Below are 24,746 nucleotides of genomic sequence, written 5' to 3'. Positions count from 1 at the left end.
TGGAGCGCATACGAGCGCAAGGGTGTACGAGGGGGAGCGTGCGGGAGTGCACGGCAGGTGGGAGCGGCGCCGAGATAATCTTTTACAAGTAAAACACCTGCTAAGGTTGTAGCCATGAGCAGTGCGACCCCTTCCGTCCCCTCGCGTGCACGCCGGCTTCCGCTGGCCGGTGCACTGCGCCTCGGCAGGCCCTCCGACATCTGGTTCAAGCCCGCCCTGAGCGTCGTCGTCGCGGTCGCCCCACCGAATCTGACGCTGCTGGCGCTCGGCCGGCTGGACCTGGCGATGTACACCATGGCCGGGTCGCTCTGCGCGCTCTACGCCCACAATCGTCCGTACGCCGCCCGGGCCCGCGCCCTCGCCTGGGTGGTGGCCGGGATGCTCGGCGGACTCGCCGTCGCCCTCGTCACGGCCTCGCTCACCACGAACGCCGTCGTGCTGGTCACGGTCGGCGCGCTGCTGGCCGCGGTTCAGAAGACCCTGTGCGACGCCACACGCGTCGGCCCGCCGGGACACGTGGTCCTCGCCTTCATCAGTTCGGCGTCCCTGTTCGTACCGCAGAGCCTCGGCCAGGTGCCGGGCCACCTCGCGCTGGGCGCGGTGGCGGGAGCCTGGGCCTGGATCGTCGGCATGGCCCCCGGACTCGTACGCCCGCACGGCCCGGAGCGGCGTGCCACCGCGTCCGCCCTGAACGCCGCGGCGGTGTCCGTCGGGGCGCCGGACGACACCCGTGCCCGCGCCGCCGCGGCGGCCGCCGTACACACCGCCTGGCAGTCGCTGCTGTCCACGGGAGCCCGCTCCGCGCCCCGCCGTGCCCTCGAACGACTCGTCGTACGGGCCGAGGTCGCGCTCGCGGCACCCGCCGACACGGACCCCGCGCGGTTGCGCGGCTGGGCCCGCGATCTCTCCGGCAGCGGACCAGTCCCGCGCCCCGACGGCCTCGGGGACGCCGCGGACGAACTCCTCGGTGTCGAGGCCGCGCTCGCCTTCGGGGAACGGCCGCTGCTCCACCGCCTCGGCCCGCTCGCCCCCATCGCCCTGCGGACCGCGCTCGGCTGCGCCCTCGCCGGATACGTCTCGCTCGCGCTCGGCGTCGGCCGCCCGTACTGGGCACTGGTCACCGCCGCCTCCCTCTACCAGGCCAACGTCACCCTGACCTGGAGCCGGGGTGTTCAGCGCGTGGTCGGCAACCTGGTCGGCGTGCTGGCCTTTGCCGTCCTCGCCCCGCTCGCCCACGTCGGTCAGGCGGCCCTCGTCCTGTGCTGCCTCGCCCTGAACTTCGGCGCCGAGGCACTGATCGGCCGCAACTACTGGCTCGGCAGCGTCTGCGTGACCCCCATGGCCCTGCTGATCACCGAGTTCGCGCACTCCCAGCAGTCCGGGGAACTGATCGCCGACCGGGTCCTGGACACCCTCGTGGGCGCGCTGGTCGGCTTTGCCGCCGCGGTCGCCGTGACGAACCGGCGGGCCGGTGACCGCATCGAAGCGGCGCTCTTTGCGGTGGGGCGGGCCCGGGAACACGCGGCCGGACTGCTCGCCGAGGAGCATCCGGAGTCCGGCGCCCTGGAGTCCGCCCGCCGGGGTCTGTCCGCGGCCGTCGTGGACCTGCGCTCCGCCGCCGACGCCGCGGCCGGCGAATGGTGGCGGCGCGCCCTGCCGGAGGAGCGGGTGACACGGGCCGAGCAGGCCGGACACCGTACGCTCGCGGCGACGGTACGACGCCAGGGACTGCACTGCTGGGAAGGCGCACAGGCATGACGACAGCGGACGGGCGAAGAGCGGCGGACGGCGACCCGAAGCCGGACGGTGACCCGGCGTCGGACCGGGCGGCGCCTGCTGACACGGCGCCTGCTGACACGGCTCCCGTCGACACCGTGGCGGCCGTCGTGCGCCAGTGGGAAATGGTGCGGCCGGATCTCGACACCGGGCCCATGGAGGTCATCGGGCGGGTCAACCGCTGTGCCGCCCTCCTCCAGCAGGCCGAGGACGCGCCGCTGCGCCGGGCCGGACTCACCCGCCCCGAGTTCGACGTGCTCGGCACGCTGCGCCGCACCGGGCACGAGCTGACCCCGAGCGAGATCGCCCGCGAGACCTTCTCCTCGGGTGCCGCCGTCACCAAGCGGCTCAAGCAGCTGACCGAGCGCGGCCTGGTCGAGCGGCGAGGTGACACCCGTGACCGCCGGGTCGCGCACGTCCGGCTGACCGACGAAGGCCGCGACCTGGTCGACGGTGTCCTCCCCGATCAACTCGCCTACGAGACAAGGGTCCTGTCCGGCATCGACCGCGAACGGCAGCATGAACTTGCCCGACTCCTGGGTGAGTTGCTCGGACAACTGGAAGGCCGGCTGCGACTGCCGCGCGCCTGACGCCGCCCGGACCGCCGTCCTGGCGGATCAGTCCTTCTCGCCCTCCGAGTAGATCCCGAAGGCTGCGCCCTGGCGGTCCCGCGCGACCGCCAGGCGTCGGCCGTTGGGCTGCGAGACGGGTTCCATCAGCAGGTGGCCGTCCGCGATGAGGACCGCGTTCGCCGTGTCGTCCACGTCCTCGACAGCGAAGTAGGGCAGCCAGTGCGAGGGAACCTCGTGCGCGAAGTTCTCGTCCATCGTGACCATGCCGCCGAAGTCGGCGCCGTCGATGCCCCACTGCGGGTAGTACTCCGAAGCCTTCACGGTCCAGCCGAACACGGTCGTATAGAACTCGGTCACCCGGTCGGGGGCCCTGGTCAGGAGTTCCACCCAGCCGAGCGCGCCCGGCGCGTTGAACAGCCCCGCACCGTTGAAGGCCCGCGCCTGCCATATCTGGAAGGCGGCGCCGCCCGGGTCGAAGGCGACCGCGAAACGGCCCATGTCGAGCACGTCCATCGGGGCGAGGGCGAGAGTACCGCCGGCGGCCTGCACGGCTGCCGCGGTCGCGTCCACGTCGATGGCGGCGAACGACACGTTCCAGGCGACGGGCTGCGACTCCTGGTAGATCGGGGCGATTCCCGCGACGGCCGCGTCCCCGAGATGCGCGACCGTGTAGCCGCCCGCCTCCTGACGCGGGTCCGTCTCCGGGCGCCAGCCGAACAGATCGGCGTAGAAGCCCTTGGCGCCCTCCAGATCGTTGGTGCCCAGCTCCGTCCAGCAGGGTCCGCCGGTCACCGGCCTGTCGAGCTTCATGAGGTTCCTTCCGCAGCGAGCCCCCTCAGCACGCTAAGCCTGCCGCGGAGCACCGGCCATCCGGACGCAGCCTCTGGACGCCGCGCCGACGCCGGCCCGCCTGCGCCCGCCCGACCGCGCCGACGCCGTGCCCGCCGACGCCGTGCGCGGCCACCCGACGCCGCACCCGACCGCCCGTGCCCGCCCGATGCTGCGCCGGACACCGTATGCACCGCTTACCGCGACCGACCCCACGCTCGGCTCACTCGGACGTCAGGGCCGGTGACGCAACGGATGATCGGCCGGGATCTCGACGATCACGATTTCGGTTCCGTCGGGGTCCGCGATCCACATCTCGATCAGCCCCCACGGCTCGCGCACCGGCCCACGCACCACCTCGACACCGGCGGCCGTCAGCTCCTCGTGGGCCGCCGCCATGTCCGCGACCTGGAGCCACAGCTTCAGCGCGGGGGAGGGCGGGGTCTCGGACCGCCCGGCGACCTCCAGGAAACCGCCGCCGAGGAAGTAGACGGTCCCGCGCTCGGGCCCCGTACCGAACTCGCGGTAGACGGCCAGGCCGAGCCGCTCACCGTAGAAGGCGCGCGAGCGCTCCGGGTCGGTCGGGCGCAGAAGGGTCCGGCTGCTCAGTACATGCACCATGCACCCGGAGCCTAGGGGAGGGTTACGCTCGGGCGTGCCCAGCCGCGCCACTGATCGGAGAAACGCTCCATGGAAACCGCCGCCGCCACCGAACTGACCTTCCGCGACGCCGCCGACAGCGATGTGGACGCCCTGGTCGCGCTGATCGATTCGGCGTACCGAGGGGACTCCAGCCGGACCGGCTGGACCACGGAGGCGGACATCCTCGCGGGACAGCGGACCGACGCCGAGGCGGTGCTCGCCGTCATCGAGGCGCCCGACAGCCGGCTCCTGACCGTGGAGCGGGACGGCACGGTCGTCGCCTGCTGCCAGCTGGAGCACCGCGGCGACCACGCCTACTTCGGCATGTTCGCGGTCAGCCCCGCGCTCCAGGGCGGCGGGCTCGGAAAGGTGATCATCGCCGAGGCGGAGCGGACGGTCCGCGAGGTGTGGGGCGCCACGGAGATGCACATGACCGTGATCTCCGTACGCGAGGACCTCATCGCCTGGTACGAGCGACGCGGCTACAGCCGTACCGGACAGATGACGCCGTTCCCGTACGGCGACGAACGCTTCGGCATCCCGCAGCGCGACGACCTGCGCTTCGAACTGCTGGTCAAGCCCCTCGTCTAGGCCGCCTGCTCCGCGGCCGGGCATCGACGGCGGCTGACGACCGCACCACGCGGCGGGCCGCGTCGGCGGGGCAGGTCGGGCAGCCGCCGAGCTGCTCGGCGTCCGCTGCGGGCGACTCTCCTCCCGTGGACCACGGCAGTGGACCCCGGGCATCGGCCGGGCCGCTCGGACCGGTGTCGGCCGAGCGGCCCGTCGGTGTCGCTGCCTGCTTCGTTCCGGCGATGCCGTGAAGCGGCCGTGCGCCCTATGCCGTGAAGCGGCCCGTGCGCTTGATCTCGGGGTAGTCGGTCGTGGCGCCGTCCAGTTCCAGCGCGCGTACCAGCCGGAGCTGGTCCTGGGTGTTCACCACCCAGCCGATGATCCGCAGGTCGGCCTTGCGGGCCTGTTCGACGACCTCCAGACTCAGCCGGCGGATGTTGAGGCAGACGGTCGCGGCGCCGACCTCGACGGCGCGGTCCACCACATCGGTGCCGTAGCGGCTGGCGATCAGCGCGGTGCGGACCCCCGGCACCAGCCGGGCGATCTCGGCGATGGCCTCGTCGTGGAACGACGACACCTCGACCCGCCCGACCAGGTCGTGCCGGTGCATCACCTCCGCCAGCGACCTGGCCGCCGCGACATCCTTGATCTCGGCCTGCAACGGCGTCCTGACGGCTTCCAGGACCTCCTCGAAGACGGGGACGCGCTCACCGCGCCCCGCGTCCAGCGTGCGCAGCTCCGCGAGCGTCTTGTCGGCGATCGGCCCCGAGCCGTCGGTCGTACGGTCCACTTCGGCGTCGTGCATGACGACGAGGGCGCCGTCCTTGCTCAGATGCAGATCGAGTTCGATCAGGTCCAGGCCCGCGTTCTGGGCGGCGATGAAGGAACGGAGGGTGTTCTCGGGTTCGACACCCATCACTCCGCGGTGACCGATGGTGAGGAAGTTCAAGATTCGACTCGCTTCCGTCGACGGCGGCTCGGCTCGCGCGTGGTTCCGACGGGGGCGTCCACGCGGCAAGGCCGCAGCCTAATGGCCTGGCTGTGCTATGTACCCGTTCCTACGCGGTGCAATGGGAGTGTCGGGCTCACACGGTGCCGTGGGAGTGTCGCGCCCGCGTGGTGCGAGGGGGAGTGTCGTGCCTGCGCGCCGCACCGGCGGGGCCGATACGGGAGATTTGTGCAGCCTCGCCGGACGGTCGCTCCGTGGTGGGCGTGTCCCGAGGCGAGCGGCCGGACGCCACGGCCGAGCAGTACTTCGGTCCCGACGCCGACCGCGCGCACCCGTACGGCTCGCCGCTCCTGGCCGATCCGCGCGGTCTGCCGCCCGCCCACGTCGTGACGGCGGGCTCCGATCCTCTGCGTGACGAGGGCCACGCGTACGCCGCCAGGCCGGGGGAAGCCGGAGTACGCGTCACGGAGATCCACTACCCGGGCATGTTCCACGGGTTCTTCGGCTGCCCCGAGCTTCTCGCGGATGCCCGCACCGCCCAGGGGGCTGTGGCGGATGTCATTGCCTCTACGGTGTCCAGCAGGAAAAAGAGCGGTTAAGGCGGGGGGTGTGCAGGATAATCTCCCGAGTTCCCGCTTGCGGAAAGGAACCTCGAAAACATACGGTGTTCATACGCGAGGTTCTCCTGTGGAGGGTGGGACATGACGGAAGTTCTTGTGCAGGTGGGTACGGAGGAGCGGGTTCCTCCCGTGGCCAGGGTGGTGGAGCACCCGGCATGGCCCGTGCTCAAGGATGCCGTGGAAGAGATCCGTCCCTGGCAGTCCAAGGACGGCTCCATCGACTTCGAGGCCGACGGCGCGCCCGACGCCTCCGACGTCGACCTGGCCGTGCGCCGGACGATAGACGCGATCGAGCGGCTCTCCCCGCTGGTGCCCCACGACGTCGCTTACCACGAGGCGCTCGTGAAGGATCTGCGCCGCTGGGCCGACGGCGGCTTCCAGGTGCCCGACTTCCTCGACTCGCTGCTGGCCTTCCAGCCCGCCGCGAACCGCGAGGACGGCCTCCAGCACCTGGTGGTCTTCCCGATGTACACCCAGAACGGCAACCTGGACCGCAACTTCGAAGCGGTCGTGCTGCGCATGGTGTGGCCCGAGTGGCTGGCCGAGCTGGAGCGCACCCGCTACGACAACCCGCTGTTCTGCGGCATCACGTTCGAGGACTTCACCGCCGGGTACGACACCAACTCGGCCGTTCTCTTCCCGGAGACGATCGCGGTGCGCGAGGCGCCCGAGCGCTTCTCCTGGGGCGGCATCTTCTGCGACCGCGAGGCCGCCCGCTTCCGCGCCGTCACGGACGCCGCCGTGGACACCCTGGGCCTCGAGCTGCCCGAGGACATCGCCGCCATGGTCCACGACCAGGAGCGCTGCGAGCAGGCCTTCGTGCTCTGGGACATGGTCCACGACCGCACCCACAGCCACGGTGACCTGCCGTTCGACCCGTTCATGATCAAGCAGCGCCAGCCGTTCTGGATGTACGGCCTGGAGGAGCTGCGCTGCGACCTCACCGCCTTCAAGGAGGCCGTGAAGCTGGAGTCCGAGGGCAACGCGCACGGCCGCGACGTGCAGTACGCGGTGCTCTTCGACCGGATGTTCCGCTTCCCCGTCACCGGCGACCGCGTCCGCAACTACGACGGTCTCGGCGGCCAGCTCCTCTTCGCCTACCTGCACAAGCACGACGTCGTCCGCTGGACCGACAACAAGCTGCACATCGACTGGCAGCGCGCCCCGCAGGTCACCAACCAGCTGTGCTCCGAGATCGAGGACCTGTACCGCGCGGGCATCGACCGCCCCAAGCTCGTCCACTGGTTCAAGGCGTACGAGCTCGTCTCCACCTACCTCGCCCCGCACCCGGGCTCCCGCTGGGCCAAGGGTCCGGACGCCCTCGACCTGTCCCAGCCGCCCCGCAAGCTCGTCGACGACGTGCTTCCGGACGAGTTTCCCCTGAGCATGTTCTATGAGGCGCTCTCCAAAAAGCTGAAGAACGTGATCGCCTCCACCAAGGGCATCACCGCGGCCGACTCCGAGCGGATCGCCGCGTGACCGACCGCGGTACCGAGAACATTGCTCAGGAGGCGAAGACCATGGGGAACGGGGCTCTCAGCGGTGCGGTGATCGCGGTGGCGGGTGCGGGTGGACCCGCCGGCCGGGCGGCACTGCTCAGGCTCGCCGAGGCGGGCGCGACCGTCATCGGCGCGGACAACGACGCGGAACGGCTGGCGGAGGCCGTGGACGCGGCCCGCTACGCCCACGGCGGTTCCACCGTCGTCGGCGACACCGTCGACCTGCTGGACCTGCAGTCGACCCGCGACTGGGCCACGCGTATCCAGAAGGACTTCGGCCAGGTGGACGGCCTCGTCCACCTCGTCGGCGGCTGGCGCGGCAGCGAGACCTTCACCAAGACGGTTCTCGACGACTGGGACCTGCTCGAACTGCTGCTCATCCGTACCGTCCAGCACACCACGCTCGCCTTCCACGAGGCGCTGCAGAGCAGCGACCGCGGCCGGTACGTCCTGATCAGCGCGTCAGGCGCGAGCAACCCCACCGCGGGGAACGCCGCCTACTCCGCGGCCAAGGCCGCCGCCGAGGCGTGGACGCTGGCCATGGCGGACTACTTCCGCAAGGCCGGCATTGCCGAGGGCGCGGAGGGGCCGACGTCCGCCGCTGCCATCCTGGTGGTGAAGGCGTTGGTGCACGACGCGATGCGCGCCGAGCGCCCGAACGCGAAGTTCGCGGGCTTCACGGACGTCAAGGAACTCGCCGAGTCCATCGTCGGCGTCTGGGACCGGCCCGCCGGTGAAGTGAACGGAAAGCGTCTGTGGCTGACCGAGAAGCCGTGAATCCTCCGAAGACCGACGCCCGGCGTCACCACGACCCGGCCGTCCGCGGTTTCGCCAGTGACAACTACGCGGGGACCCACCCCGAGGTGCTCGCCGCCCTGGCCCTGGCCAACGGCGGGCACCAGGTCGCGTACGGCGAGGACGACTACACGCAGAACCTGCAGGGGATCATCCGCAGTCACTTCGGTGCCGCGGCGGAGGCCTTCCCGGTCTTCAACGGCACCGGCGCGAACGTGGTCGCGCTCCAGGCGGTCACCGACCGCTGGGGCGCGGTGATCTGCGCGGAGAGCGCGCACATCAACGTCGACGAGGGCGGCGCTCCCGAGCGCATGGGCGGCCTCAAGCTGCTCACGGTGCCCACGCCCGACGGCAAGCTCACGCCCGAGCTGATCGACCGGCAGGCGTACGGCTGGGACGACGAGCACCGTGCGATGCCGCAGGTCGTCTCGATCACCCAGAGCACCGAACTGGGCACGCTCTACACGCCCGGCGAGATCCGTGCGATCTGCGACCACGCCCACGCGCACGGCATGAAGGTGCACCTGGACGGGTCCCGGATATCCAACGCGGCCGCCTCCCTGGACGTCCCGATGCGGACGTTCACCAACGCGGTCGGCGTCGACATCCTGTCGCTGGGCGGTACCAAGAACGGCGCGCTGTTCGGCGAGGCGGTCGTCGTCCTCAACCAGGACGCCGTCAGCCACATGAAGCATCTGCGCAAGCTGTCGATGCAGCTCGCCTCCAAGATGCGCTTCGTCTCGGTGCAGTTGGAGGCGCTGCTCGCCAAGGACCTGTGGCTGCGCAACGCCCGGCACGCCAACGAGATGGCGCAGCGGCTGGCCGAGGGCGTCCGCGCCGTGCACGGAGTGGAGATCCTCTACCCGGTCCAGGCCAACGCGGTCTTCGCCCGGCTCCCGCACGACGTGAGCGAACGGCTGCAGAAGCGCTACCGCTTCTACTTCTGGGACGAGACCGCCGGCGACGTCCGCTGGATGTGCTCCTTCGACACGACCGAGGACGACGTCGACGGGTTCGTGGCCGCGCTCAAGGAGGAGATGGCCCAGCGCTAGCGGGGTCGCTCCCGCGGTTCCCCGGGTGGGCATGTACGCACCCCCGCACACCGCGCAGCAATGCATAGATATGCGGCTGCCTGAAAAGTCATTGACTCTCGGGTAGCCGCATTCCTATGCTCTCCGGGCATGGAGCTGATCCAGAAAACCAGCGACCTGTCCGCGTACCTGGCCGCCGACGAGGTTGTCGACCATCATCATCCGCTCGTCCGTGAGACGGCCGCACGGCTCGCCGAGGGGGCCGCCGACTCGTATGCCTATGCGCGCCTGGCGTTCGAGTTCGTGCGGGACACCATCCCGCACTCGTTCGACTCCGGTGATCCGCGGGTCACCTGGCGCGCCTCCGACGTACTGGAGCGGCGCACCGGCATCTGTTACGCCAAGGCCCACGCGCTGGCCGCCCTGCTGCGGGCCGAGGACATCCCGACCGCGTTCTGCTACCAGAAGTTCGACGAGGTGCACGGACTCGTCGCGGTACGCCTCGACGGCGCCTGGCACCGGCAGGACCCCCGCGGCAACAAACCCGGTGTGGACGCCCGGTTCTCCCTCGACGGCGAGCGGCTGGCCTTCACGCCCGACCCGGAGTGCAATGAGATGGACTATCCGGAGTTGTACGCTGAACCTCACCCGCTCGTGGTCGGCGTCCTGAAGGCCGCCCCCGACCGGCTGTCCCTGTCGCGGACGCTCCCCACCGCACTCTGAGGCGAGGCAGAAGATGACGCTCACGCTCACCGTGTCCGACGAGGTGCGCGCCCTCGCGCCCGGATTCACCCATGTCGCCGTCGAGGCCGACGGACTGGTCAACGGACCCAGTACCGAAGGGACTTCGGCCCTCCTGGACGACGCGGCCCGGCGGCTGGCCGGACGACTGGAAGGGCGGGCTCCGCACGAGGACCCGCACATGGCGGCCTGGCGGGAGGTGTACACGGCGTTCGGCTCCAAGCCCTCGCGCACCCGCAACTCCGCTGAGGCGCTGGCCAAACGGGCGCTCTCGGACGCGGGCCTGCCGCGGATCAACGTCCTCGTGGACATCTACAACGCGATCAGCGTGGCCCACCTGATCCCCGTAGGCGGCGAGGACACCGACCACATCCGGGGTGCGATGCGCCTCGTGCGCGCCACGGGCGACGAGGACTTCGTGACCGTCGCGGGCGGTGCGGAGGTCGTCGAACACCCCGACGCGGGCGAGGTGGTGTGGCGTGACGACAGCGGAGTCACCTGCCGCCGCTGGAACTGGCGCCAGGGGCCGCGCACCCGGCTCACGGAGCAATCCGCCTCGGCGCTCTTCCTGTTGGAGAGCCTGGCCCCGATGCCGGTCGCCGACGTCGAGGCCGCGGGCACCGAACTCGCCGAGCTGCTCCAGAAGTTCAGCCCCGGGGCGCGGATCACCGTCCACGCCCCGGAATGACGACTCGGCGCGCCGGGCATGCCGTACGAGACGGATCAGCGCTTCTCGGCCGCGCGCACCTCTTCGGGGGTCGGCGCGCTGCCGCCGAGATGGGCGGGCATCCACCAGGTGTCGTCCGGCCCCTTGGGGTGTACGGGATAGGCGCGCTGTGCCGCTTCGAGCAGTTCCTGGACCCGCTCGCGCAGCCGCCGGGTGATGGCGCCCGCGTACTGGTCCTGCGGGGCCTCCACCGGCTCGCCGACCCGGATGGTGATCGGGGTGTGGCTGCGCTTGAAGTTGCGCGGGTGGCCCTTGGTCCACAGCCGCTGCGTGCCCCACAGGGCCATGGGGATGAGCGGGACGCCGGCCTCCTGGGCCATGCGCGCGGCACCGGACTTGAAGCTCTTCAGCGTGAAGGACTGCGAGATGGTCGCTTCGGGGAAGACGCCGACGATCTCACCGGAACGCAACGAGTCCAGCGCGTGCTGGTACGCCGTCTCGCCCTGCTGGCGGTCCACGGGGATGTGCTTCATGCCCCGCATCAGCGGACCGGAGATCTTGTGCCGGAAGACCGACTCCTTCGCCATGAAACGCACCAGGCGCTTCTGCGGCAGAGCGGCCAGGCCGTCGAAGATGAAGTCCAGGTAACTGATGTGGTTGCTGACCAGCACGGCGCCGCCCGAGCGCGGAATGTTCTCCGATCCCTTGCAGTCGATCTTGAGGTCCCACGCCTTGAAGAGCGTTTGGGCGAGGCCGACGACGGGACGGTAGACAAGCTCTGCCATGGACGGGGTGGACCCTTCTCTCTGCCTGGGAAGGGGTTCTCCCGGCGGGAAAGTTACGCAGCCGTAGGTTTACGGCATTGCGCAGATCGTGCCCGAAGAACGGACGGGAGGCCAGCCCCGGTGCCGTGGAACGGCGAGATCCTTGTCACGTCGTCCACTTGATCCACCTCGGAGTTTTAACCCGTCTTTACTTGGCGCGTACCGTCACCCGACGCACAATCAGGTACATCTCACACCCGAGGCAGTACCCGAACGCGGCATTGAGAAACGCCGCCGCGAGCGCGCACCCGGTTGCCGCCGACCCCAGCCACTGGGGGCCCGCGGTCCAGCCGATCAGGCCCACCACCGCGAAGGCGAGCCCGACCGCCTGCGCGAACCGCGGGGGCTCCGGCGCCTCGAACTCCGTCGGCGGCCCGAGTCGCGGCCGTACCGCCTTCCTGAAGACCCAGCCGTACGGCGAGCGCGCCACGCCACCCGCCGCGCCCAGCGCGAACGCCAGCGTCTGCCACGCCAGCAGCCAGACGCTCCCGGTGATCAGCGTCACCGCCAGCACGACGGTCGTCACGGCCGCACCGAACCGCGGCCCTCTCGCATCGATGTCCATGAATCCAGCATTCCGTATGGAGGATGCCGGACGGCCTCGGGAATCTTTGCGGTCTCATGAATGCTTGTGCATGTGATGAACGGACTTGTGGTGTGCGTGGTGGTGCTCGCGGCGGCGAGCGCCTTCGGGGTGCTGCACCGGCGGCGGAGCGGGAGGGTGCGTGTGCGCGGGCGCGACGGCGGAAAACGGCTCGGAGCGGCGGAGCTGGGGGAGGGGCTCGGGGAACGGGCCACGCTCGTGCAGTTCTCCAGTGCCTTCTGCGCCCCCTGCCGGGCGACCCGGCGGGTGCTCGGCGAGGTGGCCGGACTGGTCCCCGGGGTGTCCCACGTGGAGATCGACGCCGAGGACCACCTCGACCTCGTACGCGATCTCGGCATCCTCAAGACGCCCACCGTGCTCGTGCTCGACGCCGACGGGCGGATCGTGCGGCGGGCGACGGGACAGCCGCGCAAGGCGGACGTCATCGCCGCGCTCGGAGAGGCCGTCTGAGCGGTGGCGATCATGGTGAGGCATCTCCCACATGCCGGTACGCCCTTGACTGCGCCCGTCGCCTCTCGTCAGCCTGACCGTATGTCACCGGAAATCCTTCTCCCCGAGCTCGTCGACGTGGACCCGGCCCGCACCGCGGGTGCGCGCGGTCCGGGCTGTTGAGCAGCCAAGGACCGCTCCCCGCTCTCGGTTCCCGCCGAGCGGCGGGAACCCCACGTCGGCTCTCGCAGAAGGACAGCTCCATGACGGCCACCCCCGGCCTGGGCACTCCGCGGCCCGCCTCCCCGGATCTGCTGCGCTCCGTCTTCCGGCGGCACGCGGCCGGTGTCGCCGTGATCACCGCCTCGGGCGCCCGAGGTCCCGTCGGTTTCACCGCCACCTCGCTCACCTCGGTCTCGGCCGAGCCCCCGGTCGTCTCGTTCGGCATCGGCACCGGCGCCTCCAGCTGGCCCGCGATATCCGAGGCCGGCCATGTGGGCGTCCATGTGCTCGGCGAACACCAGCGGGAGCTGGCCGCCACCTTCGCCCGCAGCGGCGCCGACCGGTTCGGCTCGCCCACCCGTTGGCGTAAGGGGCCCGAGGAAGTTCCCGTGCTCGACGACGTCCTCGCCTGGCTCGTGTGCCGCGTCGTGGCGCGGGTACCGGCGGGGGACCACCGCATCGTCCTGGCGGAGGTCGTGCTGGGCGATCACTCGGGCGAGGGCGGCCCCCTCCTGTACCACCAGGGCCGGTTCAACGGACTGCGCGACTGAGCCCGCGGGCCGGGCCGTCCACCGGGTTACTCACCGGTTCTACCCGGCGGTTACACAGAGTTGCGAAGGTCACAGTCCAAAGCGCTTGCTTAGTGGGGGTCCGATGGGTGTACTGGTGAGTAATATTTCGGTCGGGGCGCGGGTCGCCCCGACCGGGATCGGCCACTTCAGGCGCCTATGCTGCCTGAAAGAAGGCAGCCCAGAAATGACGATGCAGTAGGAGAGCCGGCGTGAGCTTGAGGATCGTTGTCACTGTGAAGTACGTGCCCGACGCCACTGGCGACCGGCACTTCGCCGATGACCTGACCGTCGACCGTGACGACGTGGACGGTCTGCTGTCCGAGCTCGACGAGTACGCCGTCGAGCAGGCGCTGCAGATCGCCGATGCCGCGGACGACGCGGAGATCACCGTGCTGACCGTCGGCCCCGAGGACGCCAAGGACGCGCTGCGCAAGGCGCTGTCCATGGGTGCCGACAAGGCCATCCACGTCGAGGACGACGGTCTGCACGGCACCGACGCCATCGGCACCTCGCTGGTGCTCGCCAAGGCGATCGAGAAGGCCGGCTACGACCTGGTCATCTCCGGTATGGCGTCCACCGACGGCACCGCCGGCATCGTTCCGGCGCTGCTGGCCGAGCGCCTGGGTGTCCCGCAGGTCACGCTGCTCTCCGAGGTCTCGGTCGAGGACGGTGTGGTCAGGGGCCGTCGCGACGGCGACAGTGCCTCCGAGCAGCTGGAGGCCTCCCTCCCCGCGGTCGTGTCGGTGACCGACCAGTCGGGCGAGGCGCGTTACCCCTCCTTCAAGGGCATCATGGCCGCCAAGAAGAAGCCGGTTCAGTCCTGGGACCTGGAAGACCTGGAGATCGAGACGGACGAGGTCGGTCTCGAGGGTGCCTGGACCAAGGTCGAGACGGCCACCGAGCGTCCGGCGCGCACCGCCGGAACGATCGTCAAGGACGAGGGCGAGGGCGGCAAGCAGCTCGCCGAGTTCCTCGCGGGCCAGAAGTTCATCTAACCGCCGAGGGTCCGTGACTCGCTCCCGGACCGTTGCAGCGGCCACGGCCCAACCCGCTCACCTCCCCTCAGACTTCGCAATCCGCAGGAGTGCATTCCCATGGCTGAAGTTCTCGTCTACGTCGACCACGTGGACGGTGCCGTCCGCAAGCCCACCCTGGAACTTTTGACGCTGGCCCGCCGCATCGGCGAGCCCGTCGCCGTCGCGCTGGGTTCCGGTGCCGAGAACACCGCCGCCGTGCTCGCCGAGCACGGCGCGGTGAAGGTCCTCACGCACGACGCCGCCGAGTACGCCGACTACCTCGTCGTGCCGAAGGTGGACGCGCTGCAGGCCGCGTACGACGCCGTCTCCCCGGCTGCCGTGCTGGTGCCGTCCTCCGCCGAGGGCAAGGAGATCGCGGCCCGCCTCGCGGTCCGTATCGGCTCGGGCATCATCACCGACGCCACCGACCTGGAGGCCGGCGACCAGGGTCCGGTGGCCACGCAGTCCGCGTTCGCCGCCTCCTTCACCACCAAGTCCCGCATCTCCAAGGGCGTCCCGGTCATCACGGTCAAGCCGAACTCGGCCGCCGTGGAGGCCGCCCCGGCCGCCGGCGCCGTCGAGGCCCTCGCGGTCACCTTCTCGGAGAAGGCCACCGGCACCAAGGTCACCGCCCGCACCCCGCGCGCCTCGACCGGCCGCCCCGAGCTGACCGAGGCCGCGATCGTCGTCTCCGGTGGCCGTGGCGTCAACGGCGCCGAGAACTTCTCCATCATCGAGAACCTCGCCGACTCGCTCGGCGCGGCGGTGGGCGCCTCGCGTGCCGCGGTCGACGCCGGCTGGTACCCGCACACCAACCAGGTCGGCCAGACCGGCAAGTCCGTCTCGCCGCAGCTCTACATCGCCTCCGGCATCTCCGGTGCCATCCAGCACCGCGCCGGCATGCAGACCTCGAAGACGATCGTGGCGATCAACAAGGACGCCGAAGCGCCGATCTTCGACCTGGTCGACTACGGCGTCGTCGGCGACCTCTTCGACGTCGTCCCGCAGCTCACCGAGGAGATCAAGGCCCGCAAGGGCTGATCCCGCAGCACCGCACGAGGCCCCCGCGACCGGACACCGGTCACGGGGGCCTTCGCTCGTCCCGGGGTCGGTGAGGCCCGCACGGCAGGGCGGTCGCTCGGGAACTCGCCGTACAGCGAGGCGTACGGCGAGAAGGTGGGGCCACGGAGTGTCCCGCGGCCCAAGAGGGTGTTGACCCGTAGGAAGCTCGCCGGATAACTTCGTTCTACGGATTGTTGATTCCGTACTGCGGAAAACAGGAGGGTGTGGGATGGGTCAGGGTCAGCAGGAGAAGGTGGCGACGAGCCTCGCGGGCGCCGTCACCGAAGCGATCAGCGCCTCGCTCGCCCCCGTCGACGCCGAGCTGGAGCGCCGCTACCCCGGTGACCCCGGCACCCGGCAGCCCGTCCACACCGTGTACGTCCCCGGAGACGCCTTCGCCGCCGACACCATCCGCACCTGGGGCGACCGCGCCCTCGCCGCCCTCGACGAACACGCCCCGGACGCAGCCTCCTTCGCCGCGGTCCTCGGCCTCACCGACGAACTCGCCGAACCCGTGTACGGCCGCGTGCGGGCCAAGCTGGAGCGCGAACCCGTCGAGGACCTGCGCGTCGACTTCGAGGACGGCTACGGCCCGCGCCCGGACGCCGAGGAGGACGCGACGGCGGCCCGCGCGGCCCGGCTGATCGCCGAGGCGTACCGGAACGGCACCGCGGCCCCGTACATGGGCATCCGTATGAAGTGCATGGAGGCACCGGTGCGCGACCGGGGCATCCGCACCCTCGACATCTTCCTGACGGGCCTGATGGAGGAGGGCGGTCTGCCCGACGGACTCGTCCTCACCCTGCCCAAGGTGACGTACGCGGAACAGGTCACCGCGATGGTCCGGCTCCTGGAGGAGTTCGAGAAGGCCCGCGGCCTGGAACCGGGCCGGATCGGCTTCGAGATCCAGATCGAGACCAGCCAGTCGATCCTCGCCACGGACGGCACCGCCACCGTCGCCCGCATGATCCAGGCCGCCGAGGGCCGCGCGACCGGACTGCACTACGGAACCTTCGACTACAGCGCCTGCCTCGGCGTCTCCGCGGCCTACCAGTCGAGCGACCACCCGGCTGCCGACCACGCCAAGGCGATCATGCAGGTCGCCGCCGCGGGCACCGGCGTACGCCTCTCGGACGGCTCCACCAACGTCCTGCCCGTCGGCCCCACCGAGAACGTCCACGACGCCTGGCGCCTGCACTACGGCCTCACCCGCCGTGCCCTGGCCCGCGCCTACTACCAGGGCTGGGACATGCACCCCGGCCACCTCCCGACCCGCTATGCGGCCGTCTTCGCCTTCTACCGCGAGGGCTTCGAACAGGCCGCCGCCCGCCTCTCCCGCTACGCCGGCCATGCGTCGGGCGACGTGATGGACGAGCCCGCCACCGCGAAGGCCCTCAGCGGCTATCTCCTGCGCGGCCTGGACTGCGGCGCCCTGGACATCCCGGAAGTGGCCCGCGCGACGGGCCTGACCCGGCCCGAACTGGAGGCCTACGCGGCGCCGCGGCGGGGGGATCTGACGGTTTCGGGTCAGTAGCGGCGCCCGCCCGCGTCGGGTGCGCGAGCGGGACGGAGGCCGGCCGCCGCCGAGCGGTCCACGCACGGGTCGGGTCGCGCGCCGGGACGGCTCCGCGGACGGGCGCGCGGAGCCTCGGCGAGGCCAGGCGCCCTGAGCGGGCGTACGCCGGTGCGGCGACTGCTCAGTGCGCCGGCGGCAGCTCTCCGGAGCCGCGGGTGATCAGCCGGGTCGGGAGTTCGATGCGCTCCGGAGCGATGAGGTTGCCGTCGAGCTGGCGGAAGAGGCGTTCTGCGGCGGTGCGGCCGAGCGCGGCGGCGTCCTGGGCGACGACCGTGACGCCGGGCTCCAGGAGGTCGGCGAGCTCGATGTCGTCGAAACCGACGAGGGCGACCGGGCGGCCGCGCTCGGCGATGACACGGACCACGGTCACGGTGACCCGGTTGTTGCCCGCGAAGACCGCGGTGACGGGTGAGGGGCCGGAGAGCATGTCCTCGGCCGCCTTGCGCACCCGCTGCGGATCGGTGACCCCCAGCGACATCCAGCCGTCCTCGACCGGTATCCCGGCGTCCTCCATGGCGGCCCGGTAGCCACGCAGCCGCTCGGCGGCGGTGTGGATGCGCGGCATGTCGCCGATGAAGCCGATCCGGCGGTGGCCGTGGGCGATGAGGTGGGCGACACCGTCCCGGGCGCCGCCGAAGCTGTCCGACAGGACCACGTCGGCGTCGATCCTCCCGGCCGGGCGGTCGACGAACACCGTGGCGATGCCCGCCTCTATCTCCGGCTCCAGATAGCGGTGGTCGTCGCCGGCCGGGATCACGACCAGCCCGTCCACACGGCGCGCACAGAGCGCGAGAACCAGTTCCTGCTCGCGGTCCGGGTCCTCCGCGCTGGAACCGTTGATCAGCAGGGCTCCGTGCGCGCGGGCCACCTCCTCGACCGCGCGGCTCAGTGGTCCGTAGAAGGGGTCCGCGAGGTCCTCCAGGACCAGCCCGATGCTCGCGGTGCGGCCCTTGCGCAGCACCCGGGCACTGTCGTTGCGGCGGAAGCCCAGCGCGTCGATGGCCTCCTGGACGCGCCGCTCGGTGTCCGGGGTGACTCCGGGCTCGGCGTTGACCACGCGGGAGACCGTCTTCAGGCCGACTCCCGCACGCGCCGCCACGTCCTTCATGGTCGGACGGTTTCCGTAGCGGTTCTCGGATCGGCGGGCGGTCTCGGCCACGATGTGCTGTCCTGTCCTGTCGTCCACGGGGATGCGTAGGTCCATGGGGTTGTATGAGGATGTGGCGACGAGCATAGAGCCTGGACAACGTTGTCAGATGCGGGAGACACTGTCCACCGCAATCTCCGGCCTGCGCCTTCCCCAGGGCGCACGGTCCCCGTGGTCCGTCGGCGCCCTCGGCGCGACGAACCGACAGGGCCCGATCCTGCCCGGTTTCCGGCCGGGGAACCCGGGCCCGCGGCGCGGCGGGCCCGTCACGACACCCCATGGGAGACCTGACTCTGATGCACACCGACCTCGTGGCCGCGCTCGACATCGGCGGCACCAAGATCGCCGGAGCGCTGGTGGACGGCCACGGCCGGATTCTCCTGCGCGCGCAGCGCGCGACGCCCGCACAGGAGGACGGCGACACCGTGATGCGCGCCGTCGAGGACGTCATCGGCGAGCTGACGGTCTCCCCCCTGTGGAGCAGGGCCGGAGCGCTGGGTATCGGCAGCGCGGGCCCGGTGGACGCCTCCGCCGGTACGGTGAGCCCGGTGAACGTGCCCGGCTGGCGCGGCTACCCGCTGGTCGAGCGGGCCGCCAAGGCCACGGGCGGACTGCCCGTCGAGCTGATCGGCGACGGCGTCGCCATCACGGCGGCCGAGCACTGGCAGGGCGCGGCCCGGGGCCACGACAACGCGCTCTGCATGGTGGTGTCCACCGGAGTGGGCGGCGGGCTGGTCCTGAACGGACAGTTGCACGCGGGTCCCACCGGAAACGCGGGCCACATCGGACACATCAGCGTCGACCTCGACGGCGATCCCTGCCCCTGCGGCTCCCGGGGCTGTGTCGAGCGCATCGCCAGCGGCCCGAACATCGCCCGCCGTGCACTGGAGGGCGGCTGGCAGCCCGGTCCCGACGGCGACACCTCGGCCGCGGCGGTCGCCGAGGCGGCCCGCGCCGGTGATCCGGTCGCCGTGGCCTCCTTCGAGCGGGCCGCGCAGGCCCTCGCCGCGGGCATCGCGGCGACCGCGACCCTGGTCGAGATCGACATCGCCGTGATCGGCGGGGGAGTGGGCAAGGCGGGCGACGTGCTCTTCGCACCGCTGCGCCGCGCACTGGCCGACTACGCGACACTGTCCTTCGTCCGGCGGCTGACAGTGACGCCCGCGCTGATGGGCACGGACGCCGGCCTGGTCGGCGCGGCCGCGGCGGCACTCACCCGGAAGGCCCACACGCCTGCGGCTCGCGTCTGACTTCGACTTGGTGGTGCCGGCTCGCGGCCCGCGTCGGACCGGTGGTCCGGCTCGTGGTCCGTGTGCGGTCGTGGTGGTCCCTGCCTTCGGCCCGCTCGGGCCGGTCGCCCCGGCCTCCGGTCCACGGTGACTCGGTGGTCCCGGCCGGCGGAGTGGCCGGCCTTTGGCCGAGGCGGTCCCGGCCCGCAGTGCCGCGGGGCGTGCGCCTCAGCAGTGAAGCTGCGTGGCCGGACGGTTCCCGGATCGCCCGGTTCGCCCGTTTTTCGGGTTCGATCGTTCCGCGTGGTCCGAGTCGGACGCGTCCGACTCGGACTCACCCGCACCCGGTGCCGGGTGCACCGGTAACGTTCGGGGCCCCGAGCGCCGGGCGCGCCCGGCGCCGGGCCGGACGAAGGTGCCTGACCCACCCGTGACTCCGTCCTGCCTCCGTAGTTGAACCGGGCATGAAGAAGCGCAGCATGCTCGCCATCGCCTCCCTCGCCACCGGGTTCGTCGTCGCGGCGATCACCCCGTCCCATGCCCTGAGCGGGGACGCCCTGAGCGATCTGAACGTCAACGACACGCTCAGCACGGTCGATCACACGATCGGCAGCGACAACCTCGCGGTCGACGAGGCTGCCCCGCACGGCCGGAAGAGCTGAAGGATCGCCGCGCGGCGCCGGTGCCCCCGCCACGGGGGCACCGGCGCCGCGTTGCGGGCGCCCTCATCAGCGGCTGGTTTCCATGGCAGGGTGGAGCGGGCAAGCCTCAGGGGGCCAACAGAAGAGGGGGAATCGTGATCGTCTGGATCAACGGTTCAACCTGGAAAGTCGCTGGTCAGCTGCTTTCCTGCTGGAACGCCCTCCAGGAACCTAGCCTGAGTTGGCTTCAGTTAGCTTTACTTAGCCTTGGTGGGCAAGATCGTTCTCCCATTCGTCTCCCATGGAGGCACGGAGCGAGCCCCGGCGCTGGCTGTGCTGGTCGGGTAGCCGGAGCCCATTGCTGGGCCCCGGCCCCCTCAGAACCGGCCGTGCGGGCTTTCCCCGCAGCTCGGCTCAAGCAAGCCCCATGGGCTTCGCAGGTCAGCAGGGTGTGGTCCGTTTGCCGTCGTTCGCGTAGTGTTGACGATGGCATTCGGAGTGCACGAGGCGAAGATTCGTTCGCTCGTCCGAGCCGCCGTCTCGCCGGTAGGTGAAGTGATGCTTGTGGAGCATCTTCCTGGTGGCCGCGAACCAGTCCATCCACTCACGCAGATTGTCCGGCTCGTATTCGGCCCCGGCGATCAGCGCCTGCTTGCAGAGGGGGCAAAGTCCTCTCTGCCGTGCCGCCAGATGGAGACTGATCTTGTCCATCGGCGGCGGCGCCTTCGTTCGGCGGCGGGTGCGCCAGTAGTCGATCAGGGACGGATCATCCGGGGATGCCGTCCCTTTGACCATCCGGTGTCGGACGATGCCCGTCCAGGCCAGCTTGGGGAGAAAGGCGCCGGTGTTCCGGTCGCCGAACACCCAACTGTCGTTCCTGGAGGGGTTGAACTTGTCGAAGTAACGGGTCTTAACCCATGACCGCGACTTCCTCGGGTGGCGTCGCCTTCCCCACTTGAAGGTGAGGTGCCACATGTAGTGGTCGAGAGACGCGAAGGTCTCCGTGGACACCACTGTCCGGTAGTAGGCCGCCCACCCTCGCACGAGGGGGACGACCCTGCGCAGTACGGCCTCGGCGTTATCCCCTTGCAGGGACCCCATCTCCGTCCGTAACCGCTCCCGGAACCTCAGGACGGCTGCCTTGCTGGGTTTGATGAGCAGCTTCTCCCCGAAGCGACGCACGGTGAAGCCCAGGAAGTCGAACCCCTCCTGGAGGTGCACGACTCGGGTCTTCGCCTCATTGAAGCGAAGGCCCCGGGGCCTGAGCCATTCGTCCAGCCGCGTCCTGACCAGGTCCGCTTGGTCTTCGTCGTGACAGAGCACGACGAAGTCGTCGGCGTAGCGGATCAGGACCGGAGAGTCCGGCATCGACCAGGACTCGCGTCCTTTCTCGGTCGAGTACCGGCATCCGGCAGCCTGTTCCAATCCGTGCAGGGCAATGTTCAGCAGCAGAGGGCTGATCACGCCGCCTTGAGGAGTTCCCTCCTCGGTTGGCGCGAATCGGCCGCGATCCATCACTCCGGCCTTCAGCCACCCGTGGACCTGTTCCCTGGCAGGGAACTGCCCGATGGACGACATCAGGTGCTCGTGGTCGATGCGGTCGAACGCCGCTGCCAGATCTGCGTCGAGCGCCCATAGGCGTCTCGCAGCCTTTCCTTTCGCCGTAGCGAAGATGGCGGCTATCGCGTCGTGGCAGCCGCGGCCGGGCCTGAAGCCGTAGGACTTCGGCTCGAACCGCGCTTCCCACTCGGGTTCCAGGGCATTCTTCACCCGGGCCTGAAGGACCCGGTCGCGGATGACCGGGATACCGAGCGGTCGTTGTTTCCCATTGCTCTTGGGGATGAACACTCGCTTGACCGGCCTGGCCTTCCAGGGCGTGGACGACCGGTGGATCTCGGTCGCCAGCTTGCCTCTCTCCGCTGGGGTGAGGGCTCGCTCCCCGTCGATGCCGGCAGTCTTGCGACCACGGCTCTGCTGCGTCACCCGCCGCACGCTGACCAGCGTGTTGCTTCGGCTTCGCAGCATGAGCTTCTGCAGGTTGCGGACCTTCTTCCAGTCCTCTTCCTGCGTCGCCTTGAAGATCCTCTGCCTCAAGCGCCGTACGTTTTCCTCGGTCTGGCCCCAGTCGATGTCGTGCCAGTCGAGTGCGTCGTCCTCCGGTCCGTTCACCGAGGCCGCGCGGGGCGCGGCCAGGGCCGTCTCCTGCATCTGCGGCTTCGGCATCCAACTTGTCCTTCGGTTCAGGCGTCTTTGCTTCGGAGCTTCATAGGCTCACCTGATCCACGTGGGCGCCCTTTCGGGCCGGGTCACTGGGACCCGTATCCGGCGGGTTATGCGGGTGCGGGTGAAGTGCCCGCCTCCCGGTTTTCCCTGGCCTTTCGGCCGACCGGCCTTCGCTTCTTGGATCATCCTGTCCCGCCGGGGAGATCGGCTCTCCTTACGGTCGGCTCACCAGGCCGAAGCCTGGTCCCCGACGGGGTTTCCACGTTCCGCACCAGGAAGATGCGGCTGGGGTGGGCGCCCTCTCTACCCCGGGACCAGCGGTATCCGCCTCCTGGAACGAGATCCCCAGGAGTCGCTTTACGCTTCCCAGCGTCAGGTCCTGCGACTGCCGTCTGCATGCCATCGCACAGCCTCAACCTCACGGGGCATCGTCAAGGGTTCACTTGCGTTCGCCCGTCCAGCCTTCCCCTCGCCTGTGGTTCCTCGATGGCCGAGGCACCCTTGGGCTTGAACGCTCAGCTCCACACCCCGCCGTTGCCAGCGACGCATGTGAGCGCGGGGACGAGCCTGGATACTGGCTCGAAGTCCAGCCATCTATCTCTCCTTCATTGGCTGTCCTTACTTCTCTACTGCGACTTCGTGTCGCACCCCCGGGACGTTGGTGGCACGCGTGCTGGGTGCTTGAACAGGTGAGGGCCTTCTGGGGTCGGTGTGGATTGCGACATCTACACCCGACCGCAGGAGGCCCTCGTCTCCCACCGTAATGCCCCGCTGGCGCCGACCGGCAGGTTGCGTCTGGCACGCTGTGTCGTCGAGGGCGGCCGGCCGTTACGGCGGGCCGCAGAACGTTTCCAGGTCGGCCACGCCACCGCCGCCCGCTGGGTGAATCGGTACCGGCGGCACGGCGAGGCGGCATGAAGGAACGCTCCAGCCGCCCTCGCGCCAGTCCGCGACGGGCGTCTGCCGCGAGATGGTGTAGCGCCTGCTGCGGGAGCTGCGCGACAAGGAGATGGTGGTCACGGGCCGCCGTGCGCTCCTGATACGGCGGCCGGACATGCTGCGCCGGATCACCGCCGTCCGTCCGGCCTCGGCAATTCCCAAGACGCAGGGGTCGCACGCGGGGTGACCCACCCCCCTGGGCGGTCCCGCCGCACGGGTGACGCGGGCGGTGAGGGCGTACGACCACCCGGACGGCCACGCCCTGGTCGAGCACGGCGCGTTCGGCGGGCTCCAGTTCGGGCGGTGCGGAGGAAGTCGACAATAGGCGGAGAAGTCGGCAAGCTTTTCCCTGCCGCTCAAGGACTCACGCAGGATGTTTCTATCGGTGCACTCACGTTCGTACTTCCAGCGCTCTCCGCGGCGTCTCCGAAAGTGCTTGGTGTAGCGGCTGCCCGCTTGCTCGCATGTGGTGTCTGGCTGTTTGGTCAGGCGCTGAATGATGCGGATTGGCCAAGCAATCGCCTCACTGATGCGCTCCTCCCAACGGCATGCTTCGATAATTCAAAGGGGCGCGCGATCACCCCCAGCGTGGACAGTACGGGTCCGTATCTCAGCTGGTGGGTGCAACGCTCCGCCGAACTCCTCCGCATTGCCACTGACCCTGCTGGCTTCAAAGATGAACAGGGCTTCTATGCGCCGACCCGCAACCTCGCCTTCATCGCGAGCCTGGGGCGCCTCTACCGTGACACAGGCGAGGCCATGCGGTCGAACGGTCACAGTGTGCCCTGCGCGCGGCATACGATGCACTCGATTGCCTGGAGGGAATGGGATGGAACGCGTTCGACAACGCGACCAATCCCAGCAAAGTCCGTAAAGTCTTGGAGAGGCTACGCGAGACACTGTCTTCACCAGTCGCCGAAGCGACGCTTCCCCTGTGCGAGCGTGCAGCGCGAGCCCTGGAAGAGGTGCGGGACGGATTCATCACCAGAAGCCGTCACTACTCCACCGACGGGCTGATTGAAATGCCGGGGAAGGGCGGTCCGCAAAACATCTCCTGGGATAAGGCCGTTCAGATGTACATTCGTCTGGACCGGAACAGCGCTCATTCATTCGGCAAGATCGAGGAGGATCCTCTCGACCGCAGTCTTCTCTTTGTCCACGAGGGGGTGATTCCCGGAGACCTCTGCTACCTTCCTTTCCTTCATTTGATGGATATGCTGGTAAACTGCGAGCGCCTCCAAGTGCAGCTCTCCAAACGCCGCTAAAGCCTGCTGCTCACTGCGGCATGGTTCTGGTATCCGAAGTCGGCATCCGAACATCAGCCTGGGCGATTTTGATCTCGCATCATGGCAGGTCGTCTTGAGCCTCCTGCAAGGCATTCTGTAGGCCTCGGTGGCGGCGAGTCGTTTCTCCAGGTCCTTGTCGGCCGCCCGGAGCTCGTTGTTGCGGGCTGCGAGGTCCTTCGCTCCGATCTGGTGCAGTTGCTGTCCCAGGTGCCGCTGAACGGCCTCTTTGAGGCGGCCCCGCTCTCGCGAGCGGTCGCCAACTCGGCTCGCGTCAGCTCCAGATCAT

General features: G+C 70.0%; 24 protein-coding genes and 1 pseudogene. 18 read left to right on the top strand and 7 right to left on the bottom strand.

The features are described from left to right. The first annotated feature begins 114 nt into the window (after positions 1-114). Together N4G66_RS07045 and N4G66_RS07040 are read left to right on the top strand one after the other, a co-directional pair. Positions 115-1,758, top strand: a complete 1,644-nt coding sequence (locus N4G66_RS07045; RefSeq protein WP_261703090.1) for an FUSC family protein — start codon at positions 115-117, stop codon at positions 1,756-1,758. After that, entirely contained in the window at positions 1,755-2,366 is a 612-nt protein-coding gene (locus N4G66_RS07040; RefSeq protein ID WP_261703089.1) for a MarR family winged helix-turn-helix transcriptional regulator, read from the top strand. Before N4G66_RS07045 ends, N4G66_RS07040 begins: the two co-directional genes overlap by 4 nt. 27 nt (positions 2,367-2,393) lie before the next feature. Here the strand turns inward: N4G66_RS07040 and N4G66_RS07035 are convergent, their stop codons facing one another. After that, positions 2,394-3,158 carry a VOC family protein gene (locus N4G66_RS07035; RefSeq protein WP_261703088.1) on the bottom strand — a complete coding sequence of 255 codons (765 nt, stop codon included), beginning with the start codon at positions 3,156-3,158 and terminating at the stop codon, positions 2,394-2,396. Between the two features lie 252 nt (positions 3,159-3,410). After that, complete coding sequence (locus N4G66_RS07030) at positions 3,411-3,797, bottom strand: VOC family protein (RefSeq protein ID WP_261703087.1); 387 nt, start codon at positions 3,795-3,797, stop codon at positions 3,411-3,413. Positions 3,798-3,866: 69 nt separating this feature from the next. Between N4G66_RS07030 and N4G66_RS07025 the strand changes: the two genes are divergently transcribed. After that, complete coding sequence (locus N4G66_RS07025) at positions 3,867-4,409, top strand: GNAT family N-acetyltransferase (protein WP_261703086.1); 543 nt, start codon at positions 3,867-3,869, stop codon at positions 4,407-4,409. 244 nt (positions 4,410-4,653) lie between these two features. Here N4G66_RS07025 and N4G66_RS07020 read toward each other — a convergent pair whose 3' ends face one another. After that, on the bottom strand, positions 4,654-5,337 hold the full coding sequence (locus N4G66_RS07020; protein ID WP_261703085.1) for a glycerophosphodiester phosphodiesterase: 684 nt from the start codon (positions 5,335-5,337) through the stop codon (positions 4,654-4,656). A 254-nt stretch (positions 5,338-5,591) separates the two neighbouring features. On the opposite strand from N4G66_RS07020, the gene N4G66_RS07015 reads away from it, so the two are divergent. From N4G66_RS07015 to N4G66_RS06990, 6 genes are all read left to right on the top strand, one after another. Next, positions 5,592-5,936: an alpha/beta hydrolase gene (locus tag N4G66_RS07015; RefSeq protein WP_261703084.1), complete on the top strand. Its 345-nt coding sequence runs from the start codon at positions 5,592-5,594 to the stop codon at positions 5,934-5,936. Between the two features lie 102 nt (positions 5,937-6,038). Further along, positions 6,039-7,436 (top strand): DUF6421 family protein, encoded by a 1,398-nt coding sequence (locus N4G66_RS07010; RefSeq protein WP_261703083.1) that lies wholly within the window; start codon positions 6,039-6,041, stop codon positions 7,434-7,436. Between the two features lie 41 nt (positions 7,437-7,477). Then, positions 7,478-8,233, top strand: a complete 756-nt coding sequence (locus tag N4G66_RS07005; RefSeq protein WP_261703205.1) for an SDR family NAD(P)-dependent oxidoreductase — start codon at positions 7,478-7,480, stop codon at positions 8,231-8,233. Beyond that, a complete protein-coding gene (locus N4G66_RS07000; RefSeq protein ID WP_261703082.1) occupies positions 8,230-9,303 on the top strand; it encodes a threonine aldolase family protein in 1,074 nt (357 codons plus the stop codon). Before N4G66_RS07005 ends, N4G66_RS07000 begins: the two co-directional genes overlap by 4 nt. A 129-nt stretch (positions 9,304-9,432) precedes the next feature. Further along, positions 9,433-10,005 (top strand): transglutaminase-like domain-containing protein, encoded by a 573-nt coding sequence (locus N4G66_RS06995; RefSeq protein ID WP_261703081.1) that lies wholly within the window; start codon positions 9,433-9,435, stop codon positions 10,003-10,005. Between the two features lie 13 nt (positions 10,006-10,018). Then, complete coding sequence (locus tag N4G66_RS06990) at positions 10,019-10,711, top strand: B3/B4 domain-containing protein (protein ID WP_261703080.1); 693 nt, start codon at positions 10,019-10,021, stop codon at positions 10,709-10,711. A 35-nt stretch (positions 10,712-10,746) separates the two neighbouring features. On the opposite strand, the gene N4G66_RS06985 is transcribed toward N4G66_RS06990, so the two are convergent. Together N4G66_RS06985 and N4G66_RS06980 are read right to left on the bottom strand one after the other, a co-directional pair. After that, positions 10,747-11,475 carry a lysophospholipid acyltransferase family protein gene (locus tag N4G66_RS06985; protein ID WP_261703079.1) on the bottom strand — a complete coding sequence of 243 codons (729 nt, stop codon included), beginning with the start codon at positions 11,473-11,475 and terminating at the stop codon, positions 10,747-10,749. Positions 11,476-11,662: 187 nt separating this feature from the next. Then, on the bottom strand, positions 11,663-12,079 hold the full coding sequence (locus N4G66_RS06980; protein ID WP_261703078.1) for a DUF4395 domain-containing protein: 417 nt from the start codon (positions 12,077-12,079) through the stop codon (positions 11,663-11,665). A gap of 75 nt (positions 12,080-12,154) precedes the next feature. On the opposite strand from N4G66_RS06980, the gene N4G66_RS06975 reads away from it, so the two are divergent. From N4G66_RS06975 to N4G66_RS06955, 5 genes are all read left to right on the top strand, one after another. Further along, positions 12,155-12,568, top strand: a complete 414-nt coding sequence (locus N4G66_RS06975) for a TlpA family protein disulfide reductase (RefSeq protein ID WP_261703077.1) — start codon at positions 12,155-12,157, stop codon at positions 12,566-12,568. A 242-nt stretch (positions 12,569-12,810) separates the two neighbouring features. After that, a complete protein-coding gene (locus N4G66_RS06970; protein WP_261703076.1) occupies positions 12,811-13,320 on the top strand; it encodes a flavin reductase family protein in 510 nt (169 codons plus the stop codon). Positions 13,321-13,550: 230 nt separating this feature from the next. Then, positions 13,551-14,336, top strand: coding sequence for an electron transfer flavoprotein subunit beta/FixA family protein (locus tag N4G66_RS06965; RefSeq protein WP_261703075.1), 786 nt, complete (start codon positions 13,551-13,553; stop codon positions 14,334-14,336). 99 nt (positions 14,337-14,435) lie between these two features. After that, a complete protein-coding gene (locus N4G66_RS06960; protein ID WP_261703074.1) occupies positions 14,436-15,398 on the top strand; it encodes an electron transfer flavoprotein subunit alpha/FixB family protein in 963 nt (320 codons plus the stop codon). 250 nt (positions 15,399-15,648) lie between these two features. Then, complete coding sequence (locus tag N4G66_RS06955) at positions 15,649-16,953, top strand: HpcH/HpaI aldolase/citrate lyase family protein (protein WP_261703073.1); 1,305 nt, start codon at positions 15,649-15,651, stop codon at positions 16,951-16,953. 163 nt (positions 16,954-17,116) lie between these two features. On the opposite strand, the gene N4G66_RS06950 is transcribed toward N4G66_RS06955, so the two are convergent. Next, positions 17,117-18,199 (bottom strand): LacI family DNA-binding transcriptional regulator, encoded by a 1,083-nt coding sequence (locus N4G66_RS06950; RefSeq protein ID WP_261703072.1) that lies wholly within the window; start codon positions 18,197-18,199, stop codon positions 17,117-17,119. A gap of 239 nt (positions 18,200-18,438) precedes the next feature. Here N4G66_RS06950 and N4G66_RS06945 point away from each other — a divergent pair, with 239 nt between their 5' ends. Both N4G66_RS06945 and N4G66_RS06940 read left to right on the top strand, forming a co-directional pair. Continuing rightward, positions 18,439-19,392 (top strand): ROK family protein, encoded by a 954-nt coding sequence (locus tag N4G66_RS06945; RefSeq protein ID WP_261703204.1) that lies wholly within the window; start codon positions 18,439-18,441, stop codon positions 19,390-19,392. Positions 19,393-19,835: 443 nt separating this feature from the next. Further along, positions 19,836-20,033, top strand: a complete 198-nt coding sequence (locus tag N4G66_RS06940; RefSeq protein ID WP_261703071.1) for a hypothetical protein — start codon at positions 19,836-19,838, stop codon at positions 20,031-20,033. Positions 20,034-20,453: 420 nt separating this feature from the next. Here the strand turns inward: N4G66_RS06940 and ltrA are convergent, their stop codons facing one another. Further along, positions 20,454-22,235 carry a group II intron reverse transcriptase/maturase gene (gene ltrA, locus N4G66_RS06935; RefSeq protein WP_261703070.1) on the bottom strand — a complete coding sequence of 594 codons (1,782 nt, stop codon included), beginning with the start codon at positions 22,233-22,235 and terminating at the stop codon, positions 20,454-20,456. Between the two features lie 723 nt (positions 22,236-22,958). Between ltrA and N4G66_RS06930 the strand changes: the two are divergent. Beyond that, positions 22,959-23,191: pseudogene (locus tag N4G66_RS06930) on the top strand (helix-turn-helix domain-containing protein); the annotation flags it as partial. A gap of 807 nt (positions 23,192-23,998) precedes the next feature. After that, on the top strand, positions 23,999-24,439 hold the full coding sequence (locus N4G66_RS06925) for a hypothetical protein (protein ID WP_261703069.1): 441 nt from the start codon (positions 23,999-24,001) through the stop codon (positions 24,437-24,439). The last annotated feature ends 307 nt before the right edge of the window (positions 24,440-24,746 follow it).

Origin of the sequence: Streptomyces rhizosphaerihabitans (assembly GCF_025399795.1) — a bacterium.
GTDB lineage: Bacteria > Actinomycetota > Actinomycetes > Streptomycetales > Streptomycetaceae > Streptomyces > Streptomyces rhizosphaerihabitans.
This window is presented reverse-complemented; position numbering and strand designations above follow the sequence as displayed.

Coding starts and splice junctions, on each gene's coding strand:
- N4G66_RS06980 (WP_261703078.1), bottom strand. CDS start 12,079: ATGGACATCGATGCGAGAGGGCCGCGGTTCGGTGCGGCCGTGACGACC.
- N4G66_RS07040 (WP_261703089.1), top strand. CDS start 1,755: ATGACGACAGCGGACGGGCGAAGAGCGGCGGACGGCGACCCGAAGCCG.
- N4G66_RS07025 (WP_261703086.1), top strand. CDS start 3,867: ATGGAAACCGCCGCCGCCACCGAACTGACCTTCCGCGACGCCGCCGAC.
- ltrA (WP_261703070.1), bottom strand. CDS start 22,235: ATGCCGAAGCCGCAGATGCAGGAGACGGCCCTGGCCGCGCCCCGCGCG.
- N4G66_RS07035 (WP_261703088.1), bottom strand. CDS start 3,158: ATGAAGCTCGACAGGCCGGTGACCGGCGGACCCTGCTGGACGGAGCTG.
- N4G66_RS06940 (WP_261703071.1), top strand. CDS start 19,836: ATGAAGAAGCGCAGCATGCTCGCCATCGCCTCCCTCGCCACCGGGTTC.
- N4G66_RS06975 (WP_261703077.1), top strand. CDS start 12,155: ATGAACGGACTTGTGGTGTGCGTGGTGGTGCTCGCGGCGGCGAGCGCC.
- N4G66_RS06955 (WP_261703073.1), top strand. CDS start 15,649: ATGGGTCAGGGTCAGCAGGAGAAGGTGGCGACGAGCCTCGCGGGCGCC.
- N4G66_RS06925 (WP_261703069.1), top strand. CDS start 23,999: ATGGGATGGAACGCGTTCGACAACGCGACCAATCCCAGCAAAGTCCGT.
- N4G66_RS06985 (WP_261703079.1), bottom strand. CDS start 11,475: ATGGCAGAGCTTGTCTACCGTCCCGTCGTCGGCCTCGCCCAAACGCTC.
- N4G66_RS06990 (WP_261703080.1), top strand. CDS start 10,019: ATGACGCTCACGCTCACCGTGTCCGACGAGGTGCGCGCCCTCGCGCCC.
- N4G66_RS06995 (WP_261703081.1), top strand. CDS start 9,433: ATGGAGCTGATCCAGAAAACCAGCGACCTGTCCGCGTACCTGGCCGCC.
- N4G66_RS06970 (WP_261703076.1), top strand. CDS start 12,811: ATGACGGCCACCCCCGGCCTGGGCACTCCGCGGCCCGCCTCCCCGGAT.
- N4G66_RS07030 (WP_261703087.1), bottom strand. CDS start 3,797: ATGGTGCATGTACTGAGCAGCCGGACCCTTCTGCGCCCGACCGACCCG.
- N4G66_RS06950 (WP_261703072.1), bottom strand. CDS start 18,199: ATGGACCTACGCATCCCCGTGGACGACAGGACAGGACAGCACATCGTG.
- N4G66_RS07005 (WP_261703205.1), top strand. CDS start 7,478: ATGGGGAACGGGGCTCTCAGCGGTGCGGTGATCGCGGTGGCGGGTGCG.
- N4G66_RS07045 (WP_261703090.1), top strand. CDS start 115: ATGAGCAGTGCGACCCCTTCCGTCCCCTCGCGTGCACGCCGGCTTCCG.
- N4G66_RS06945 (WP_261703204.1), top strand. CDS start 18,439: ATGCACACCGACCTCGTGGCCGCGCTCGACATCGGCGGCACCAAGATC.
- N4G66_RS07010 (WP_261703083.1), top strand. CDS start 6,039: ATGACGGAAGTTCTTGTGCAGGTGGGTACGGAGGAGCGGGTTCCTCCC.
- N4G66_RS06960 (WP_261703074.1), top strand. CDS start 14,436: ATGGCTGAAGTTCTCGTCTACGTCGACCACGTGGACGGTGCCGTCCGC.